Genomic DNA, 20,128 nt, shown 5'->3' on the forward strand with positions numbered 1-20,128 from the left:
ATCCCTTCTTGTTCTGACGCGTTTCCTTCATGCGAACCGGTATCCACTTCGCTCGGAAACGCTACGGCAACAACAATAAACGGGAAATGCCATGACTGTGACATGTCCGCATCCGCTGGACTCGTTCTTCAATCCATCTAGCATCGCCATCATTGGCGCCTCCCGCGATGTCACGAAGATCCCGGGCCTGCTTCTCTCCTTTCTGCGCAAGAACCAGTTCTCCGGCGCGATCTATCCGGTCAATCCGAACTATCCGGATATCGATGGGCTGACGTGCCATCCGAGCATCGCAGCCATCGGGCAGCCGATAGATCTCGCCATCGTGATCATTCCTGCGCGTGTCGTGCTCGGCGCGCTTGAGGAGTGCGCGACGCTCGGCGTCAAACACGCCATCGTCATCTCCTCCGGCTTTGCCGAGGAAGGCGGCGATTCCATCGCGATGCAGGATGCTATTGCGACGCTGGCGAAGCGCACGGGGATGCGGATCTCCGGACCGAACGCCGAGGGGTACTACAACCAGATCGCCGGCATTGCCGCGACCTTCAGCCCAACCGTTGATGTAAGGCCGGATCAGCTACCGCTGGCCGCTACCACGAAGCGGATCGGCATCGTCGCACAATCCGGCGGCATCGGCTTTGCGATCTATAACCGCGCCAAGTCGCTCGGCATTGCTCTGAGCACCGTGATCTCGACCGGCAACGAGTCCGATCTCGGCGCCGGCGAATTCTTCGACTACATGGTGCAGGATACGGCAACCGACGTGATCCTGCTGTTCATCGAGGGCATTCGCGACGTCGACAAATTTCTCGCCGCGGCTCGCAAGGCAGCGGAGCTCGGCAAGCCGGTCATCGTCGTAAAGGTTGGCCGCTCCGGTGCTGGCGGGCGCGCAGCAGCCTCGCATACCGCCAGCATGGCGGGCTGGACGGCTGCCTATGATGCGGTGTTCGCGCGTTATGGCTTCATCGTCTCCAACGATCTCGACGAAGCGGTGACCATCGCCGCCGTGCTGACCACGTCGCCGCTGCCGAAGGGCGATCGCGTCGCTGTCGTCACCGTCTCGGGCGGCGCAGGTATCTGGGGCGCTGATGCCGTGTCGGCGCAGGGGCTGCAGGTGCCCGAATTGTCGGACGGCGTTCAGGCGGCGATTCGCGGGCTGATCCCGTCCTACGGGTCGCCATGCAATCCGATCGATATCACGGCCCAAGCGGTGCATAGTGGCGGGCTACAAAAGACCATTGAATTGCTCGACAGGTCTGACGAGGTCGATGCAATCTTGGTGGTCATCTCGCTATCGAGCGAGACGCGGATGCCGTTCAAGACGCCGGAGCTGAAGCCCGTCATTGCTGCGCAGAGCAAACCGATCGTGTTCTGGTCCTATACGCTGCCGTCCAATTTTGCGCGCACCGGTCTCGCCGAATCCGGTGTGGTCGTGTTATCCGGCCTCACGCATGTCAGCGTCGCATTGAGGCGACTTGTCGATCACGCCAGTTTCAATCTGGCTGAACCGGTCGCCACGGTCGCGGCTGCGCCGAACGATCTGGTTGAGCATCTGACCGCGCCGACGCTCTCCGAGTATGACAGCAAGACGCTGCTGCAGATTGCCGGTGTCGCGCTGCCAGGCGAGGTTCTTGTCACCGACAGATCGGCGCTGGATGCAGCGATTGCCAAGATCGGCTTCCCGCTGGCGATGAAGATCCAGTCACGCGACATTCCGCACAAGAGCGAGGTTGGCGGCGTCAGGGTCAACATCACCACGAAGAATGAAGCCTCAGCTGCCTATGATGCGCTGACCGCCAGCGCCCGGCAGCACCGACCGCAGGCCGCGCTGCAGGGCGTGCTCGTTTCGCCGATGGCTAGCAAGGGTGTCGAGATCATCGTGGGCACACTACTGGATGAGACCTTTGGGCCGATGGTGATGGTCGGCCTTGGTGGAGTGACGGCGGAATTGTTCAAGGACGTGGTCTATCGTCCGGCGCCCGTGAGTGCCGCTGAGGCTGCTTCCATGCTAGGCGCACTCAGGGCCGCGCCGTTGCTGAACGGCTTTCGCGGCGCGCTGAAGGCCGATGTGTCGGCGGCGGCGGAGCTGATTGCGCAGCTCTCGCAGCTTGCGGCGCAGTTCGAGGGCGAGATCGCGGAGATCGAACTCAATCCCGTGCTCGTGCATCCGGCGGGCGAGGGCGTCACCATCGTCGATGCGTTGGTGGTGAGGAAGGGGTAGCGCGGCCGTCAAATAAAAATGGCCGGGGCGTCTAGCGAAGCTCGCTTCGCGCTGCCCGGCCATTTCCAAGTGAGGTTTGAAAAACAAACCCGACGGGGACTTAGCGCCCCTTGAAGTTCGGCACCCGGCGTTCGGCAGTCGCCGCAACGCCTTCCTTGAAATCTTCTGTCTTACGCAGGCGCGTCTGTTCGGCGAGTTCGTGCTCCGTCGCCTTGGCGACGCGGTCGGCGAGGCCGTTGCGCATGGTGGCGCGGGTCGAAAGCAGGCCGAGCGGCGAGCATTCCGCGATTTCTTCCGCAAGCCTGATGGCGGCGTCGCGGACCTCGGCCTGCGGCACCAGCACATTGGCGAGGCCCATCTTCAAGGCTTCCTCACCGCCGACGCGGCGCGATGTATAGAACATCAGCTCGGCGTTATTCTTGCCGATCAGCTCGGTCAACGCCACAGTGAGGCCGAAGCCGGGATGGAAGCCGAGCTTGGTGAAATTGGCAGCGAAGCGGGTTTCCGGGCAAGCTACGCGGAAATCGGCCGACACCGCGAGGCCGAGGCCACCGCCGATGGCTGCGCCCTGGACGGCGGCGACGATCGGCTTCTTGGCGCGGAAGATACGCACGGCTTCCATATAGAGATGGCCGATGGAACCGAGATTGTCAGCGGGGTCGCCGCTTTTGGCGGCCGCTTCGGTTTCCTTGCGGTTGGGATCGCTGAAATCGGCGCCGGCGCAGAACGCCTTGCCTTGCGCGCACAGAACCGTCGCCCGGATTTCGGGATTGGCATCGATCTCGTCCAGCGCGTTGGCGATCTGCTGGATCAGCAGGATGTCGAAGAAGTTCAGAGGCGGCTTGCGAATCTCGATAATCGCAATGTGGCCGCGGGTCTCGACGCCGATGTCTTTGTAGGTGGTCATGATGGCTCTCTGTTGAATGGATGGATCAGCGCAGACCAAGTCCGCGCGCGATGATGCCGCGCAGGACTTCGGTGGTGCCGCCCTGAATGGTGAGTTTCGGTGCCGTCTTGATGGCGAAGCCGAGCATTTCGTCCAGCGTGGCGTGGTTCGAGGCGTTGTCGTCGACGAAGGCTGCGAGTTCGCGCACGCGATGCGGCAACTGCTGCTCCCAGATTGTGCCGATATCCTTGACGATGGACGCTTCCACCACCGGCTCCTTGCCGGCCTGCAGCATGCCGGCCACCGACACCGACATGCGCCGCATCGTGTGCAGCTGCGCGACAAGGCGGCCGATGCCTTCGGCGCTGCGGGTGTCCGGTTCCGGGCCGACAGCGCGGACCAGTTCAGTCAGCACGTAATAGGTCTCAAGGAAACGTTCGGGGCCGGATCGCTCATAAGCGAGCTCACTGGTGGCTTGTTTCCAGGCGCTGTCGATTTCGCCCAGCATGTGGTCGTCCGGCACGAAGTGATCGGTGAAGACGACTTCGTTGAATTCATACTGGCCGGTGATCTGCGCGATCGGGTTCACGGTGATACCCGGTGTCTTCATATTGACCAGAAACTGCGTCAACCCGTGGCGGCGATTTTCCTTGGTCGGGGCCGATGTGCGGAAGATCGCGATCATGTAGTCGGCCATATGCGCCGAGGTCGTCCAGATCTTGCTGCCATTGATGAGCCAGCCGCCGTCGGTCTTGGTGGCCTTGGTCTTGGCGGCGAACAGGTCGGAGCCGGAATTCGGTTCGCTCATGCCGATAGAGAAGCAGACCTCGCCGCGGCAGATGCGCGGCAGGATATCCATCTTGATGTGTTCGGGCGCGTATTTCAGCAGCACCGGGCCGCTCTGGCGGTCAGCGACGAAAAAGCGGCGCACCGGCGCGTTGGCAACGCGCATCTCCTCGGTAACAACGTAGCGTTCAAGGAACGAGCGTTCGTGGCCGCCATATTTCTTGGGCCAGGTCATGCCTAGCCAACCGCGTTCGCCGACGCGCTTGCTGAATTCGGGATTGTCCGAGTCCTCGCGCTGGGGCTTGTGCGGATCGAAAGTGCCGGCGGCGATTTCCTCGGCGAGGAACGCGCGGACTTCCTTGCGCAACTGCTCGCATTCGGGCGGAAGGCGGATCGGATCGAAACGAAGGGCTGCGGTCATGTGAAAGATCTCGTTACTTGTATTCGATCAGCGCGAAGCGACCAGAGGCCACAGCTCGTCGGCACCGCGCGCAGCGACCAGTTTGCCGAGCTCGACCGCCCAGTAGCTCTCGCTGCCGAAATCATCGCGCCATGCCAATGCGCGCAGCGTGTAGCGATGCAGGATGTGCTCCTGCGTGAAGCCGATGGCCCCAAGAACCTGATGCGCGATGGCGGCGCCCTTTTCGGCGGCCTCGGAGCAACGGATCTTTGCAGCGGCGGCCTCGAGGAAGAGCGCGTCGTCAAGCGGTGCCCCGCTGGAGAAGGCGTCAGCCGCGGAACTGGCAGCGGCGAGGGCTGCCGAGGTCTCGCCTGCGAGCTTCGCCAGATTGTGCTGCACCGCCTGGAATTTCGAGATCTTCTTCTCGAACGCCACGCGCTCGCCGGAATAGTTCACGCCGATGCCGAGCATGGTTTCCAGTGCACCGGCAATCTGCTGGCTGCGCACGAGTGCGCCCATCAGCAACAGCGCGTTCTGATCGAAGCCCGATGGTGCAGATTGAAGGGTCACCGGCTTCACAGCGTCGAAATGCACCGTGTCGGACGGGTCATCGGCCAGACCGAGCCCACCCTCAATCCGGCAGGCGCTGGCGTCGACCAGGGCAATAGAGGCGCCGCCAATGCCGGAGGCGACGACGGCGATGTATTTCGCATCCTTCGCGAACGGCACGCCACGTGCGCGGCCGGTGATTGTACCATCCGCGTTGAGCGTGAGGCGATCGCGCGGGCTTGCCGGCGCGACGGTCATCATTCCTGCCGGCGATTTGATCTGGGCCTGGGTGAGCAGCCAGCCTGCCAGCATGGTCTCGGCGAGCGGCACCGCAACGCCGGCGCGGCCGGCGACGCTGAGGACGCTGAAACCTTCGGCCATGCTGGTGCCGGAGCCGTCGCACTCTTCAGGCACCCATGAGAGCGGCAGGCCAGCATCGGTCAGTGCCTGCCAGAGCGGCGCTTTCCAGCTGCCGTTCTTGTCGTGATTGATGGTCTGTGCGTCAGCGAGATCGGCGAAAATACGTTCCGCGGTTTCCGCAACGATATTGTCTGCGTCCGTCAAGGCGTTCCCCGTGTGCTAGCGCATCTCATTCGGCAGGGAATGCCGGGCATGGGCGCTGCCACTTTTCTTGCATTCATGATGCGGAAAAGGCGGAAGGAAGACAAGCGGGCTGGCCGCAGAGGGGCCTGCGGTGGCGGCATGATATGTTGGTGCGACGCAATTTAATTCCGCAAAGCGAACTTGTGCCGCGTTGTATACCAGCGCGACCGCATTATGGTAGATCGCATCAGCGGCAGAACAAGCAGAGGAAATGCAGATGGCAAGTGACGGTTTGTGCGTCGTGATTACAGGGTCGGCATCGGGGCTTGGTGCTGCGACCGCCGCCATTCTCGCCAAGGACGGCGCCCGTATTGTCATCAACTATTCGTCGAGTCAGAAGGAAGCCGAAGCCACTGCCGAGCTGTGCCGCGATGCGGGTGCAACCGAAGTCATCGTGGTTCAAGGCGATGTATCGAAGGACGACGATTGCAAGAACATCGTCGCGGCTGCCCAGCACTGGGGGCGGCTCGATGCGCTGATCAACAATGCCGGCATGACCAAGCATGTGCCGCATCACGATCTCGATGGCCTGTCCGCGGAAGATTTCCAGCGCATCTATGCGGTCAACACGATCGGGCCCTATCAGATGGTGCGTGCGGCGCGTGCCTTGCTCGAAGCCGGCGCCAAGGCGTCGGGTCGTGCTTCGGCCGTCGTCAATGTCTCGTCGATGGCCGGTATCACAGGCGGCGGTTCGTCAGTCGCCTATGCCGCCAGCAAGGGCGCGCTGAATTCGATGACGCTGTCGCTCGGCCGGGCATTGGCTCCGCTGATCCGCGTCAATACGGTCTGCCCTGGCTATATCGATACGCCATGGTTCACCAAGGGACGCGGTGCGGACGGCGCTGCCAAAGTTCGCGATGCCGTAATCGCGCGAGTTCCGCTGAAGGTGGCCTCGACCGCGGAGGACGTCGCCGCCTTGATCTGCTTCCTCGCCACGTCGCCATCGAGCAATATGACGGGCGAGTTGGTGCGGATGGATGCCGGCATGCATCTGCTGGCCTGATCGGAAACCTGCGTCAAACAGCAAAAAGCCTCGGGTGATGCCCGAGGCTTTTTTCATTCTCGACTGCAGGCACGTCAGCGATTGCCCGGATCGGAAATCATCCGGCGGGCAACCAGTCTGTTCCAGATGAACAGCACCACCAGCGCGCCGATCGTGGCGGTGATGAAGCCGGCACCCTGGTTCGGGCCGTAATGGCCGATCTGCTGGCCGATGAATGTCGCCAGGAATGCGCCGGCAATACCCAGGATCGTAGTCAGGATGAAGCCGCTGGGATTGTTTGGCCCCGGTGACAGAAGGCGGGCGATAATGCCAGCGACAAAGCCCACAACGAGAATCCAGATCATAGCAATATCCCCTCTTTCAAGTGCGCTTTAAACCCAGCTGGACTTAACTTCGTCTTCCGTGGGTAGCCGGCCATGCGGTGTGAACTGATTAACGGCATCGGGCAGTTCGTTGCTCAGCTCCGCGAGAAGCTGCTCGCGGGACATGCCGGTGCGCGACGTCAGTTGCGCGATCTGATCCGCGCCAAGTGCGGCGCCGAGATCATTAGGCGAGATCTGCTTGTTCGGGCCGGAACTGACCCAGGAATCAGCGGCGTCGCCATGGCCGTTCTGCTGGAACTGCTTGAGCAGGTCGCCGAGGCCACCGCTAAGCACGCTGCCGGCAGCTCCACCCGCTAACAGACCGCCGAGCGGGCCCTTCAGAAGGTCGCCGAGGCCGCCACCGCCTGCTGCAGTGCCAGAATTTCCGCCGAGGAGGCCGCCAAGCATACCACCGAGGCCGCCATCCTGCACGCTGGCCTGCGTTGTATTCGGCGGCGGGATTTCTTGCGCGTGCCCCTGTGCCGCCGGTTGGCTGCCAGTGAAGTGCTTGTAGCCTTTGTAGGCGAGCAGCGCGAGGATCGCCATCGTCATCGGCGACATGCCGCCGCTCTTGTCGTCGGGATCGCTGGGGCCACGCGGCCCGTTGGCCATGCCATTCAGAATGTCGAGCAAACCCATGATCATCTCCTGTTCTGCCAGCCCGGCGAAAGCATAGCTGCGCGGTATGACGCCTACAAGGCGCGTCGGTTCCGCCGATAGGCAGCGCTGCGGCATTTTGCTAGTAACGGATGCTGGATGAACGGGAGATGACGTGATCGAAACGCGGCCCATTTGTATCGCCGGTGCCGGCAGTATCGGCTGTTTCGTGGGTGGCATCCTGGCGGCAGCCGGCCGCGACGTCGCCATACTGGCGCGGCGGCGCATCGTGGACAGCATCGAGGGGCACGGTCTGAGGCTGACGAGCTTCGAGGGACTTGATCAACGTCTCGCTCCCGGCCAGCTGCGGCTGTCGGATGACCCCGCCATCATGAGCGAGGCGAAGATCATTCTGGTCGCGGTCAAGAGCGGCGATACGGCGGAGATGGCGAGGCTGATCGGGGATCATGCAGCGAAAGACGCGATCGTCGTCAGCCTGCAGAACGGCGTCGGCAATGTCGGAGTCCTGCGCGCAGCTCTGCCCGGGCGCCGCATCCTCGGCGGAATGGTGCCATTTAATGTCATCGCAAAGGACGATGGTCATGTTCACCGCGCAACGTCCGGAAACATCGTCGTCGAACGCGATGGGGCCGATACCGCTTCGGAGCTATCCGTGCCGCATCTTGCCGTCCTTGCGAGCGACGATATCGTCGGTGTCCAGTGGGGTAAGCTGCTGGTCAATTTGAACAACGCGCTCAATGCGCTGTCGGATATACCGCTGCGGTCGCAGCTTGCACAGCGCGCGTGGCGCTCGTTATTCGCCGATCAAATGGCGGAAGGCCTGGCCGTTCTGAAAGTCGCCGGTATCAAGCCCATCTCGGCGACGCCGATCCCTGCGCTACTAACGCCGCATTTGCTACGGCTACCTGACGGCCTGTTCAATATGCTGCTCGGGCGGACGATGAAGATCGACGCAAATGCGCGCTCGTCCATGTGGGAGGATCTGCAGCGCGATCGACGCACCGAGATTGACTATTTGCAGGGTGTCGTCGTTGAGCTGGCGGCGAAATATCAGATCACGGCTCCGCTATCGCTGCGCGTGATGACACTGATCAAGCACGCAGAGACGTTAGGCAGGGGATCGCCCGCACTCACGCCAGATCAGATTCGCAGTGAACGTGAAATTGATTGAGCTGAAGGGAGTGTTGGACCGGCTTCGGCGCTATCATTACGAGAATGTTACTAATCATTTCGGCTACTATCGGCGGACTCAACTATCCGAATGCTCCAATTGCGTCTGCCGGTCAATGCGATGGTACCATTATCCGTTGCATTCGCATCAAGCCGATGATTATCCGTTAAATATCAATTGCGGATACGCGTCGGTGAATTCTCAGTAAATGAGATGTAAAGCGTCTTTTAGCCCGTTATTCGCAGACGAGTAGCAGTTCGCGTCGTGAAGAAGGCTCGCAGGAGTACGGCTGGTTCAATACTAGACATCATGATGTGACATCAGGGGCTATGTCATTCGCGACATCTTTAGTATAGAAGGCCGCGTGATTTGACGGTGGTTCGCGCTTCGCGCGCCGGGCTGGGCGTTTGATCCTTTCATATCATCGGCAAAGCGTGTGCCGGTCGAATTATTCAACTAACAATCGGAGCTACAATGGCCAAGAAAGCGAAAAAGAAACTCGTCCGTCGCGAGTACACCAAGGAAGACGTGAAGATCCTGAAGGCGCATTCGAAGGCCCAGACCCCGCTCGAGAAGATTTCCAAGGAGATGAAGCGCACCGGTGGTTCGCTGCGTCAGAAAGCCATCAAGCTTGGCATTCCGCTCGGTCATCGTCGCCGCAAGGCGAAGAAGGTTGCCACGAAGGCTACCAAGGTGACTAAGACTGCAAAGGCCAAGAAGGCCAAGAAGTAAGCTTTCGTACTGAACGAAGCCGGCCTGAAGTTCGTTAGCGCTTCAGGCCGTTTTCTTGGGTGGAGCGATCGATGCGAACCCTGTTTTTGAAGGTCTTGAAGCGGAAATCCTGGGCCGCTATCGCTGTGGTTGCGGTGATACTAAGCATTGGTGCCATCGCACCTGCATTTGTGGTTCCTCCGACGGTCACCCCGTCGCCGGGTTATGATGCCCGGCTTGCCGAGCAACGACGCGCGACTGAAGTGCAGGCGCCTGCGCATGCTCGCAAGCCCGCTGCCGCGATCGTCTGCGCAACGTCGTCGGTATAGTCATTGAATCTGATCCGTGAAGCGATTGTCATGACCTACCGCCCCCTGAGGTTGTTTGTGCTCTGTGGTGCGTTGATCGTGGCAACCATTGTCGAAAGCAGAGCGGCGGATTATGCGAGCCAGATCAGTGCCTTTCGCCGAGCGCACAAGCTCTCCTCTGTCACGCTGGACAGTAAACTGAATGCGGTCGCGCTTGCTCAGGCGCAGGCGATGTCATCCACCGGCAAGGTCAGCCACGAGGTTGGCGGTGTTTTCTCCGCACGTGTGGGGAAGCTCCGCAAATCCAAAGCAGCAGAGAACATCGCAGCGGGCTTCCTGACATTTCCCGAAACGTTGAAGCAATGGGAAGAGAGCCCAGGTCATCGCGAGAACCTGCTCATGTCCGGCGCACGCAAGGTCGGTGTCGCTTACGTCGCCAATCCCAAGTCGCCCTACCGGATGTTCTGGGCGATGGTGATCACGGATTGATACTTGACGGGTTGCTATGGCTCAAGTGCGCTTGGTCTTGGCCGGCGCGGGCGTGCCGAACAGCGCGTCCTTGATGTCTTTCAGCCCCGATGACAATTTGGACCACCCGCAGGTAAGCGGCTCGATCGCGCAGTCCGGCTCCTTGGCGCGCACTTTGGGCCGAGGCCTAGGTAGCACGACAGGCTTCGCGTCGCTTGGGGTTTCCGCGGTCTGCCGAAAGTCCGTTTCGAGCGCAGCCTGGGTTTGCGCTTCGCGCTGCTTTTCAGCGAAGGCCGCGACGATGACGCTGCGACGCTGATTGTCCAGATAGATCTTGTACTGCTCGTCGATCGCCTTCTGTTCAGCCGTGGTTGGGTTCGGGCCAGCGATATCAAAGCTGCGGTTCTGCATGAAGTCGTGATACGTATAGCCGCCACCGCGCTTGCGCCGTCCCGCGAACTTGCTTTCGCAATCCGACAGCGCCGTAGCCTTGGCGTCTTTCGAAGCCGTCGATTTTTCGATGCGCTCGGCGCAATCTTCATAGTCCGCAGGCGCGGCAGTCCACCATTGCGCACGAGCAGGCGAAGACATCAACGCAAGACTGGAGAGTGATGCGGTCGTCAGTAGCGCAAATATGAGTGACTTGTATGCGGACAAATGAGCCACGTAGGTTCCGATGTAGATAACAAACCCAATTCTCGCCATTTGTGGGCCATTTTTCAACCTCGGATGTGTTACTTCTCCCCGCTTTTGGAGCAAGTGCAGCATGACTGCATCAGTGCGGTCATGTGGTAGGCAGACCGGCGTTATTTCGCGATACAACGCTGATGTAGAAGTGTTTTCAGGGAGAGATCTGTTGCTGCTCTCATATCACTGAAATTGATGACTTCAGAGTTTTGAGTCATTCTTGACAGTAGTTTTCGGATCGCGCTGCTACTCGACGCGCAATCACCTACACGGGACCACACGTAGTTTGCGAAGCGACGGGCTCACGTCCGATGGAGCGGTGTTGTCGTTTCGTTTCTTGCGCCTGGAACTCTATCGGATAACAGACACGAAAAAGGGCGGTCCTTGGGGCCGCCCTTTTTCTCAGATGTCAGTTGTATTACTGGCAGATGTGTCGTCGGCCGTCCTCGCCGCGGAACCAAGTTCCCGGCTGACACACGAAGCCCATGCGCTGTGCGTAGGAATCGCGCGGGACGCCATTGTAGCCATCATAGGAATTGTAGCTGTTCCGGAACGGCGCAGTTGCGATGGCCCCGGCGGTGCCCACAGCCGCACCCGCTACACCGACCGCGCCGCCAACCACGCCTGCTGCAACGTCACCCGGCCAGAAGCCCGAATCACGATAGCCGCTATCGACCGTACTGGCGCGATATTCCTGCGTGGCCTGCGCCCGGCGATTCATCGGGTCCTTTGCCATCACTGGCGTAGCGATCAAGCCAGAGACCACGGCAGCAGCAGCAAGAAGTTTCATCTTTGTCATGCGGGATTCTCCATCGTTATTATGACAACCAGCCAACGATGGGCGGTCCGAGACGTTCCGCGATAGATGTCCCGATCTTTTAAGGGCATGTGACGCCGGTTCCGGCCCCGTCCTATTTGAACTGCCAACGGGTAGCGATGATCGAACGGCTCTGGTATGGAACTGTCCATGCCCGGTGTTCCTGACCGGGATCGCGGTCCCGTAGCTCAGCCGGATAGAGCGACGGTTTCCTAAACCGTAGGTCGCATGTTCGAGTCATGCCGGGATCGCCAGCTTTCCTTCTGTTTAATCCAAAACAGGCCATTTTCGCGACGATTTCGGGCCTGCTAATGTCAGGCGACGGCGATCTCGCGCTTCTGGAGCATGGCGCGAATCTCTCGTGACGGCTTGGCGGCACTGAAAAGAAAACCCTGCATCTGGGTACAACCGAGCATACGCAGTGCGTCGAGTTGATCGGCTGTCTCAACGCCCTCCGCCGTGGTGATCATGTTGCGGGCGGCAGCGATGGTTACAACCGCCTGTACGATCGATGACGATCCGCCGGGCGCCACGATGTCCCGGATGAAACTGCGGTCGATCTTGACCTTGTCGAACGGGAATCGCTGCAGATAGCTGAGCGACGAATAGCCGGTCCCGAAATCGTCCAGCGCAATCCCGACACCAATGCCGCGGAGCTGATGGAGGATCGCGAGCGCCATCTCATCATCGCGGATCAGCACTGTTTCGGTGACCTCAAGCTCGAGTCGGTGAGCTGGCAAGTTGGCTGCCACGAGGGCTCGAGTGACATTCAAGGCCAGGGTCTGCGTCGTGAATTGAATCGGCGATACATTGACAGCGAGCTTGATCGGCGCCGGCCAGGAGGCCGCCTCAGCGCATGCCGTTCGCAATACCCAATTGCCGAGTTCGGTAATCAGGCCGGTTTCTTCGGCGATCGGAATGAACTCTGCCGGTGAAACCATGCCGCGAACCGGATGCCGCCAGCGGAGCAACGCTTCGCAACCAGTAATCTCGTTGCTGGCGATATCGACGACGGGTTGATAGTGAACCTCAAGTCCGTCTTCCGCGAGCGCCTTCCGCAGATCCTGCTCCAGCGCGCGCCGCGCCCTTGCGCCTTCATCCATGGCAGGCTCGAAGAAGCGAAAGGTGCGCCGTCCGGCGGCCTTGGCGCTATACATTGCAAGGTCGGCATGTCTCAGCAATTCGTCGAGATCGGAGCCGTCATCGGGGGCTACAGCGATTCCGATGCTGGCATCGGTCGTGATCTGGTGACCAAGGCATTCATAGGGCTGCCGGATGGCGTCATAGAGCGGCACCACTAGATGGGTGACATCGCTGCGGCGAGCAATTCCCGTATGCACGATGGCGAATTCGTCGCCGCCAAGTCGTGCGACAAAGCCCGCATTACCGACACAGCTGCGCAGCCGCGTGGCCACGATTTTTAGCAGTTCGTCGCCGATCGCATGACCGAGCGTGTCATTGACGCTCTTGAACTCATCGATATCGATATAGAGAATCGCAAATCGCGCGCCGTCGTGGAGCGTTGCGATTTCCGCTTCGAGGCGCTCACGGAACATCACCCGATTGGGAAGATCTGTCAGAGCGTCGTAATGCGCAAGATGGGCAATGCGCTCTTCCGAACGTTTGCGATCGGTGATGTCCTCGAGCGTCGAGGCCCAGCCGCCGTCCCCCGATCTCTGAACGAGGATCTGGATCGAACGACCATCCGGCGTGGTCAGTAGCGTATCGTGGACAGGGCCTTCAGCAACGCTTCGCAAGAACGACGTGCAGTATTCGTCGACATCGCCGATGAAGGTTCCGTTGTCCTTGCGATGCTGGATGAGGTCGCGGAAATAGCAGCCTGGCTTCACGATCTTGTCGGATAGTCCGAACATGTCGATGAAGCGCTGATTGCAGACGACCAGCCGGCCATAGGCATCGAACAACAGCAGGCCCTGCGTCATATTGTTGATTGCAGTATCGAGATGTGTCGATTTTTGCGCCAGCATCCGTTCGGCCGAGCGGTGCTGGCGGTTCAGCTGCCGGACGATCAGGAACAGCGTCGCCAGGATCACCAATGCGGTAAGTGTCGCACCGATGATTTGATATTTGGTCTGCTCGCGCCAGTCATGCAGGGCCGCGGGCATGCTGGTGGTCGCGACGATCATCACGGGAGCCGCCGCGAGGCGCCTTGCGGAGCCCAATTCGTCTTCCCCGTCGATCGGGCTGATATAGTGCCCCGTCGAGGTTCCGCCCGTCGACCAGAGGTCCTTGAAGACTGAGCTGTTGCTGAGGTTCTGGCCGATAACGGTCTCGTTCTGCGGATAGCGAGCAAGCACGGTGCCGTTGCGGTGGATCATCAAGATCTTGGCGTCTTTTTCGAGCGCGAGGGATGCGAAGAAGCTCTCGAAGTGAACCGGCTCGACGCCGCGGCTGATGATGCCCATGAATTCGCCATGGCGTCCGATCAGCTTGCGCGAAAACACGGCGGTCCATGCACCAGTCACCCTGCTGATGACGGGTTCGGCCAATACGACCGCGGGCCCGTTGTCGGCCTGCAGCGTCTGGAAATGCTGACGGTCGGCAATGTCGATGGCAGGCACCGGCCAGGTTTCCGACGAGTTGAGCAGCTTGCCTTCGGAATCGAACAGGTTGATGCCGCCGACATAGGGCAGGCTGCTGAGCTTGGTGCGTAGCATGCGGTGGACGTCGATCCCCGACATCAGATGCTGATAGGCGGCGCTGTTCTGGATGTTGGCCGACTTCATATAGGTGATGACGTCGTTCTGGATGCCCTGCAGGTCTCCGAACTGCTGGTCGAAGTGTCGCGCGACCAGCAGAACCGTGTTCTCCAGTTCGCGCTTCTTGCTCTCGATGGCGCGGTCTCTGAAATGGACGGTGATGTAGGCCGTGCCGATGGCGATGGCGGTAATCAGCAGGCAGCCGCACAGGATGAGGCCTTGGATCGGCCCGCCTTGAAATCGGAAACGGCGCAGCGCGGCGAAGCCAGCAAGGCCGCCAGCGCCATCAGACCGTTCCCCCGACTTTGCGTCGTTTTGCCCCATGCGTAGTTTTGTACCGGGGGGGCCGCCAACGCGCCGTTACGAACTTCGGTGAATGATAGGTTAAGACGCTGCGCCATCGCGACGATGTCGATACGCCGCCGGTGGCCTATCCCGCCGCCGAACCATTGACGATATCGGCCTGCTCGCCGCGCTCGATCAGCGATTTGACCAGCGAGGATTTCACGCCGGAGACGTGTTCGCGCATCAGTACCTCCGCGCGCCAGGGCTCGCGGGCCATAATGGCGTCGTAGATCCGGTGGTGATCATCATGGCGCCGGCGCACGTCGCGATGCTCGAAGGCGACGATGTTGCGGCTCGATGACATCGGCACGTGGTGGCAGATCCGGATCATCTCCGCCAGCATGCGGTTACGGGCGGCGCCCAGCAGGGTGTCGTGGAAGTCGCCATTGATGCCGCGATAGATGGTAAGATCGCCTTCCGCGAACTCACCGCGCGCCAGCAGTTTATCGCCGGCGACAAGGCTTTCCTCGATGATGGCGCGCTCCTCGGCGCTCAGTCCACGTTCGGCGGCGAAGCGTGCGGCCACGCCTTCCAGCGATGCGCGAATTTCATAAGCATCGACGATGGCCGAGAGCGGGAATTCACGGACGGTGAAGCCGCGATTGGGGGCGTAGTCGAGCAGCCCTTCGCCGGCCAGTGCCTGCAAGGCAGCCCGGACGGGGGTCCGCGAGACCTCCAGCGTCTTGCTGAAGCGGACCTCGTTGATCCGTTCGCCTGCGCTGACCGTGCCATCCAGAATGGCGTCGCGGATCTGATCCGTCACCGATAGCGACCGGTTAGCGGCGCGGCCGGGGCCGCCAGCTTCAGGCGGCGGCAAGAGGGATGAGTCGGGCATCGGTGGTGCTCCGCAGCAAAGTGAATACAATTAAATCCGAGTGTGATCCGTCTTTGCTACTCAGCATACAGGAAAGCGCAATTTTGCTGCATAAATATCGCGCATAAAGGGGAGGCAATTCGCGGAAATGATGAGCATAGGGAAAAGTGTATGTAATTATGATTGACTCGTGACCCGAACCCGCAATGATGCGGTCACGTTCACAAGAAGCAGGCGGTACGCGTCTCATGGCGGCAGGGAAGTCGATCGGCGAAAACGCCATCGAGGAGATCACGGCGGATCGCACCCCGCACTATGAGCCGTTTGGCTGGCATCACTGGCCGGAGCATCCCTGGCTTGCCTATCAATTCCGCCGCGGTCTCGGTGAGACCCAGGAAGGCGGGGGCAGCGTGTCCGAGGTGATGCTGGCCGGTTCGCGGATGATCCCGGGCGATCTCGAAAGCTGGCATAAAGAGTGGATGGTGATCGCGGATGCCAACTGGCAGCGCGGCTTGGCCGAAGAGAGGCTCGGCCACATCCGCACGGCGATGAACTGTTTCCTGCGGGCTGCCGATTATTACCGCCAAGCCGAATTTCATCTCGAGCCGACCGATCCGCGACGGCTGCCGACCTTCGAGAAGATGGAAGCCTGCTCGCATAAGTTCATTTCCTATCTCAATCCGCCCGGCGAAGTGGTCGAAATCCCTTATGAGCCGGGCAAGCCGATCTGCGGCTACTTCATCCGTGCGCCATTTCCGGGAGACAAGCTGCCGGTGCTGATCTGCATGGGCGGTCTCGACTCCATCAAGGACGAGATGTGGTTCATGCAGGCCCATGGTTGCCTGCAGCGCGGCATCTCGGTGCTGATGGTCGATCTGCCCGGGCAGGGCGGTACCTTGCGCCGCCACGGACTTGCAACCCGCGCCGATACGGAAGTGCCGGTCGGCAAATGTATCGACTGGCTCGAAAAGCGCGCCGATGTCGATAGCTCGCGCATCGCGGTCTGCGGCTCCAGCATGGGCGGTTACTACGCCGCGCGCGCCGGCTGTTACGAGCATCGCCTCGCGGCGGTGATCTCGCACGGGGCTGTCTGGTCGGTGCATGACATGTGGGGCCAGAAGGGCGACGACTTCGGTCTGGCGATGCATATCCGCTGGGTATTTGGCGCCAAGACCATGAAGGAAGCTCATGAGCTGATGAAGCCCTTTACGCTGAAGGGTCATCTCGAGCACATGAAGTGTCCGTATCTCGTGCTGCATGGCGGCCACGACGTGCTCACGGTGACCGCGGCGCGCTCGACCTATGACCACGCCATTGCCAATGGTGTCGATGCGACGTTGCGCGTGCTTGAGCCGGATGAGACTGGCGCTGAACATTGCCAGCACGACAATCCGACCATTGGTCAGGAAGTGCTGGCCGACTGGCTCGCCGACAAATTCAAGATCGATCAGCGCACTCTGCTGAAGACCTCATTCAACCCGCTGGTGTGATCATGAATCTCGGCGTCAATCAAATCAAGGCAGCCGTCGTTGCGATCGATCTGCATCGCGGTCATCTCGACATGTCGGTGGCAACCATGCCGACGACGCCGGATGTGGCGAAACAGGTCATTGCCTCCAACAAGCGGTTGTTTGACTGGTGCCGTAGTGTCGGCATCCCCGTGATCCATCAGGTCACGTCCTATCGCGACGAAGAAGAAATCCGCGCCAACCCGTTCTGGCGGACCCGCGCCGAGGATCCAAAAGCAACGCGCAAGAATGTGATGCGGCACAATATCATGGGCGGCCCCGGCTGCACCGTGATGCCGGAGCTGCTGGACCCCAGCGACTTCATCGTCAACACCAAGAAGCGCTACGATTGCTTCTTGGGCACCGATCTCGATTTCGTGTTGCGTTCGCACAGCGTCAATACACTGCTCATCACCGGCGTGAACACTAACTCCTGCGTATTGGCGACGACGACGGCTGCCAATGTGCGGGATTATTCGGTGATCGTCGTCGAGGACTGCGTCGACAGCATGGACGGGCCAGAGTTGCATGCCGCAGGCCTCGCCTGTATCCGCACCGCCTTCGGTTTCGTGATGGATACCGATGCGGTGATGCAGCTCGATGGCCTCAAGGGCGCAGGACGCGCCGCATGATCTCCTACAATCCCCCACTTTCGAAGGGTATCCAGCCATGACCGGTCCCATGCAGCCGCGCGAGCGTTGCGATTATTCCGCCATCGTCGATCGTCCCAAACTGAAGCTGCCGGGCAATGCCCGCATGATCGTCTGGACCATCGTCAATCTTGAGGTCTGGGATATTGCCAAGCCGATGGCGCGTCAGGTGCTGCCGGCGCCGACCGGCGTTCCGCTGCTGCCCGATGTCGCCAATTGGGGCTGGCACGAATACGGGATGCGTGTCGGTGTCTGGCGTTTCTTCGATCTCTACAAGAAGCTCGGCATCAAGCCCACGCTGTCGATTAATGCGCGTGTCTGCGAGGACTATCCACGCGTAGCCCAGCAGGCGAAGGACGCCGGCTGGGAGTTCATGGGCCATGCCTATGAGCAGGGGCCCATCCACAAGGAGGCCGACCAGAAAGCGATGATCAACCGCTCGATGGATGTGATTGAGAACTTCACCGGCAAGCGCCCGGTGGGCTGGCTCGGGCCGGGTCTTACGCAGACGCTGGAGACTCCGGAATTCCTCGCCGAAGCCGGCGTGAAATATATCGGTGACTGGGTCTATGACGACGAACCGACCGTGATCCGTACCGAGAAGGGGCCGCTCACAACGCTGCCTTACACGGTAGAGATGAACGACATCCCGATGATGATGGTGCAACATCACGAGAGCACGCAGCTCCTGAACCGCGCCAAGGATCAGTTTGATCGCCTCTATGCTGAAAGCGCCGAGCGGCCGAAGATCATGTCGATCGCGATCCACCCGTATATTTCAGGTCAGCCGTTCCGCATCAAGTATCTCGAAGCGATCTATGATTACGTCAACCAGTTCGAAGGCGTGGTGCATTGGAATGGCGCCCAGATCCTCGACTGGTACAATACCCAGGTGACGAAGTGAGCGTGACGTCCCAGCAGATGCTGCCCGCAATTCCCGTCACCGGCGTGCCGGTCGTAGGTGGCGGCTTTTTCCCTGTACGCCGCGTCTATTGCGTGGGGCGCAACTATCTCGACCACATCCGCGAGATGAAGGAAGCCGACGAGCGCGATCCGCCGTTCTTCTTCCAGAAGCCGCGCGACAGCGTGGTGCCGGACGGCGCGCGCGTGCCTTATCCGGCGTTCACCGAGGACTTCCAGTTCGAGGTTGAGCTGGTGCTGGCCATCGGACGCGGCGGCCGCGATATCGCGGTGGAGGATGCGCTCGATCACATCTGGGGTTATGCCGTTGGCATCGACCTCACCCGTCGCGACCGCCAGCGCGATGCCCGCGATATGCGACTGCCTTGGGAAATGGGCAAAAGCTTCGACGCGTCGGCGCCTTGCGGCGAAATTGCGCCGGCACGCGATGCCCGGCATTTCAACAATTGCGCGATCACGCTGTCGGTGAACGGCGTCGAGAAGCAGCGCGGCGATATCGGCCAGATGATCTGGAGCGTGCCGGAGATCGTGGCGCAGCTCTCGAAGCAGATGAAGCTCGAGCCGGGCGATCTCATCTATACGGGCACGCCTGCCGGCGTGGGTCCCGTCGTTCCGGGCGACGTTATCGACGCGCGGATCGAAGGCCTGCCGTCGCTCGGCATTACCATCGTTGAGCCGGAGACCTGATCATGTTGCCGACCGAACGCATTTCCTACTCGCCGATTGACGCTCGTCCACCGCTGAAGCTGCCGAATGGCAAGCGCATGGCAGTGTGGATCATCGTCAATGTCGAGGAATGGGACGCCAAGCAGCCGATGCCGCGTACGGTGCTGACACCGCCGGCCGGCGGCTCGCCGTCGCCAGACGTTCCGAACTGGGCCTGGCACGAATACGGCAATCGGGTCGGCTTCTGGCGCATGCTGAAAGTGTTCGACGACTACAAGCTCCCAGCCGCGCTGGCGATCAATGGTTCGGCGATCGCTGCTTACCCGCCCATCGTCGAGGCAGCCAAGGCGCGCAACTGGGAATTCATGGGTCATGGTTTCACCCAGCGCAATATGCAGAAGGTTGAGAACGAACGCGAGGATATCCGCAAGACTGCCGACGTGATCGAGAAGGTCACAGGCAAGCGGCCGCGCGGTTGGCTCGGGCCGGGTCTGACCGAGACCTGGGAAACACCGGACCTGCTGAAGCAGGAAGGCTACGATTATGTGGCCGACTGGGTGCTGGACGATCAGCCGGTGTGGCTCAAGACGACGACTACGCCCATCGTGAATGTGCCCTATACGCAGGAATGCAATGACGTGGCGATGATGCTGATCCAGCATCACAAGGCGTCGGAATATTACGACCGGGCCATCGACCAGTTCGAGCAGATTTACGAGGATTCCGAGAATTCGGCCCGTGTCATGGCATTGGTTGTGCATCCCTACATCATGGGCGCGCCGCATCGCCTGAAGTATTTCCGCCGAATCTTCGAGACCATCCAGAAGAAATCCGACGTGGCCTTCATGACCGGCGAACAGATTCTCGATTGGTATCTTTCGGTCGGACCGAAAGCGCCAGAAGCATAGATCAGGCAA

The 20,128-nt window shown here is 60.6% G+C and carries 20 protein-coding genes and 1 tRNA gene; 12 read left to right on the forward strand and 9 right to left on the reverse strand.

The annotated features are described in order from the left end of the window. The first annotated feature begins 91 nt into the window (after positions 1-91). Positions 92-2,218, forward strand: a complete 2,127-nt coding sequence (locus tag LPB73_RS28090) for an acetate--CoA ligase family protein (RefSeq protein WP_231078913.1) — start codon at positions 92-94, stop codon at positions 2,216-2,218. Between the two features lie 100 nt (positions 2,219-2,318). Here LPB73_RS28090 and LPB73_RS28095 read toward each other — a convergent pair whose 3' ends face one another. From LPB73_RS28095 to LPB73_RS28105, 3 genes are read right to left on the reverse strand one after another with little or no spacing between them, the layout of a single operon-like run. After that, positions 2,319-3,125 carry an enoyl-CoA hydratase/isomerase family protein gene (locus LPB73_RS28095; RefSeq protein ID WP_089267749.1) on the reverse strand — a complete coding sequence of 269 codons (807 nt, stop codon included), beginning with the start codon at positions 3,123-3,125 and terminating at the stop codon, positions 2,319-2,321. Positions 3,126-3,150: 25 nt separating this feature from the next. Beyond that, positions 3,151-4,311 carry an acyl-CoA dehydrogenase family protein gene (locus LPB73_RS28100; protein WP_231078914.1) on the reverse strand — a complete coding sequence of 387 codons (1,161 nt, stop codon included), beginning with the start codon at positions 4,309-4,311 and terminating at the stop codon, positions 3,151-3,153. Positions 4,312-4,338: 27 nt separating this feature from the next. Further along, positions 4,339-5,403: an acyl-CoA dehydrogenase family protein gene (locus LPB73_RS28105; RefSeq protein ID WP_231078915.1), complete on the reverse strand. Its 1,065-nt coding sequence runs from the start codon at positions 5,401-5,403 to the stop codon at positions 4,339-4,341. A 256-nt stretch (positions 5,404-5,659) separates the two neighbouring features. On the opposite strand from LPB73_RS28105, the gene LPB73_RS28110 reads away from it, so the two are divergent. Further along, entirely contained in the window at positions 5,660-6,445 is a 786-nt protein-coding gene (locus LPB73_RS28110) for an SDR family NAD(P)-dependent oxidoreductase (protein ID WP_231078916.1), read from the forward strand. Positions 6,446-6,519: 74 nt separating this feature from the next. On the opposite strand, the gene LPB73_RS28115 is transcribed toward LPB73_RS28110, so the two are convergent. Both LPB73_RS28115 and LPB73_RS28120 read right to left on the reverse strand, forming a co-directional pair. After that, the gene (locus LPB73_RS28115; protein ID WP_089267746.1) at positions 6,520-6,789 is read right to left on the reverse strand and encodes a GlsB/YeaQ/YmgE family stress response membrane protein; all 270 of its coding nucleotides are present in this window, start codon (positions 6,787-6,789) and stop codon (positions 6,520-6,522) included. 27 nt (positions 6,790-6,816) lie between these two features. Then, complete coding sequence (locus LPB73_RS28120) at positions 6,817-7,446, reverse strand: YidB family protein (protein WP_231078917.1); 630 nt, start codon at positions 7,444-7,446, stop codon at positions 6,817-6,819. Between the two features lie 133 nt (positions 7,447-7,579). Here LPB73_RS28120 and LPB73_RS28125 point away from each other — a divergent pair, with 133 nt between their 5' ends. The 4 genes from LPB73_RS28125 (at position 7,580) to LPB73_RS28140 (ending at position 10,104) form a co-directional block, all read left to right on the forward strand. After that, the gene (locus tag LPB73_RS28125) at positions 7,580-8,596 is read left to right on the forward strand and encodes a 2-dehydropantoate 2-reductase (RefSeq protein WP_231078918.1); all 1,017 of its coding nucleotides are present in this window, start codon (positions 7,580-7,582) and stop codon (positions 8,594-8,596) included. Between the two features lie 474 nt (positions 8,597-9,070). Continuing rightward, positions 9,071-9,328 carry a hypothetical protein gene (locus LPB73_RS28130; protein WP_231078919.1) on the forward strand — a complete coding sequence of 86 codons (258 nt, stop codon included), beginning with the start codon at positions 9,071-9,073 and terminating at the stop codon, positions 9,326-9,328. Between the two features lie 71 nt (positions 9,329-9,399). Further along, positions 9,400-9,636 carry a hypothetical protein gene (locus tag LPB73_RS28135; protein WP_231078920.1) on the forward strand — a complete coding sequence of 79 codons (237 nt, stop codon included), beginning with the start codon at positions 9,400-9,402 and terminating at the stop codon, positions 9,634-9,636. A 3-nt stretch (positions 9,637-9,639) separates the two neighbouring features. Further along, a complete protein-coding gene (locus tag LPB73_RS28140; protein WP_231078921.1) occupies positions 9,640-10,104 on the forward strand; it encodes a CAP domain-containing protein in 465 nt (154 codons plus the stop codon). Between the two features lie 21 nt (positions 10,105-10,125). On the opposite strand, the gene LPB73_RS28145 is transcribed toward LPB73_RS28140, so the two are convergent. Both LPB73_RS28145 and LPB73_RS28150 read right to left on the reverse strand, forming a co-directional pair. Continuing rightward, entirely contained in the window at positions 10,126-10,851 is a 726-nt protein-coding gene (locus LPB73_RS28145; RefSeq protein ID WP_231078923.1) for a hypothetical protein, read from the reverse strand. A gap of 337 nt (positions 10,852-11,188) precedes the next feature. Next, positions 11,189-11,569 (reverse strand): hypothetical protein, encoded by a 381-nt coding sequence (locus LPB73_RS28150; RefSeq protein ID WP_231078924.1) that lies wholly within the window; start codon positions 11,567-11,569, stop codon positions 11,189-11,191. A gap of 195 nt (positions 11,570-11,764) precedes the next feature. Between LPB73_RS28150 and LPB73_RS28155 the strand changes: the two genes are divergently transcribed. Beyond that, positions 11,765-11,841, forward strand: a tRNA-Arg gene (locus LPB73_RS28155). A 60-nt stretch (positions 11,842-11,901) separates the two neighbouring features. Here the strand turns inward: LPB73_RS28155 and LPB73_RS28160 are convergent. Both LPB73_RS28160 and LPB73_RS28165 read right to left on the reverse strand, forming a co-directional pair. Further along, complete coding sequence (locus LPB73_RS28160) at positions 11,902-14,631, reverse strand: bifunctional diguanylate cyclase/phosphodiesterase (protein ID WP_231078925.1); 2,730 nt, start codon at positions 14,629-14,631, stop codon at positions 11,902-11,904. 106 nt (positions 14,632-14,737) lie between these two features. Further along, complete coding sequence (locus LPB73_RS28165) at positions 14,738-15,487, reverse strand: GntR family transcriptional regulator (protein WP_231078926.1); 750 nt, start codon at positions 15,485-15,487, stop codon at positions 14,738-14,740. Between the two features lie 227 nt (positions 15,488-15,714). Between LPB73_RS28165 and LPB73_RS28170 the strand changes: the two genes are divergently transcribed. From LPB73_RS28170 to LPB73_RS28190, 5 genes are read left to right on the forward strand one after another with little or no spacing between them, the layout of a single operon-like run. Then, positions 15,715-16,956, forward strand: coding sequence for an alpha/beta hydrolase family protein (locus tag LPB73_RS28170; protein WP_231078927.1), 1,242 nt, complete (start codon positions 15,715-15,717; stop codon positions 16,954-16,956). Positions 16,957-16,958: 2 nt separating this feature from the next. Beyond that, positions 16,959-17,606, forward strand: a complete 648-nt coding sequence (locus tag LPB73_RS28175) for a cysteine hydrolase (protein ID WP_231078928.1) — start codon at positions 16,959-16,961, stop codon at positions 17,604-17,606. A 37-nt stretch (positions 17,607-17,643) separates the two neighbouring features. After that, the gene (locus LPB73_RS28180) at positions 17,644-18,528 is read left to right on the forward strand and encodes a polysaccharide deacetylase family protein (RefSeq protein WP_231078929.1); all 885 of its coding nucleotides are present in this window, start codon (positions 17,644-17,646) and stop codon (positions 18,526-18,528) included. Then, positions 18,525-19,232 (forward strand): fumarylacetoacetate hydrolase family protein, encoded by a 708-nt coding sequence (locus tag LPB73_RS28185; protein WP_309942401.1) that lies wholly within the window; start codon positions 18,525-18,527, stop codon positions 19,230-19,232. Before LPB73_RS28180 ends, LPB73_RS28185 begins: the two co-directional genes overlap by 4 nt. A 2-nt stretch (positions 19,233-19,234) precedes the next feature. Beyond that, the gene (locus LPB73_RS28190; protein WP_231078931.1) at positions 19,235-20,119 is read left to right on the forward strand and encodes a polysaccharide deacetylase family protein; all 885 of its coding nucleotides are present in this window, start codon (positions 19,235-19,237) and stop codon (positions 20,117-20,119) included. Positions 20,120-20,128: the final 9 nt, after the last annotated feature.

The organism is Tardiphaga sp. 37S4, assembly GCF_021044645.1.
Lineage (GTDB): Bacteria > Pseudomonadota > Alphaproteobacteria > Rhizobiales > Xanthobacteraceae > Tardiphaga > Tardiphaga robiniae.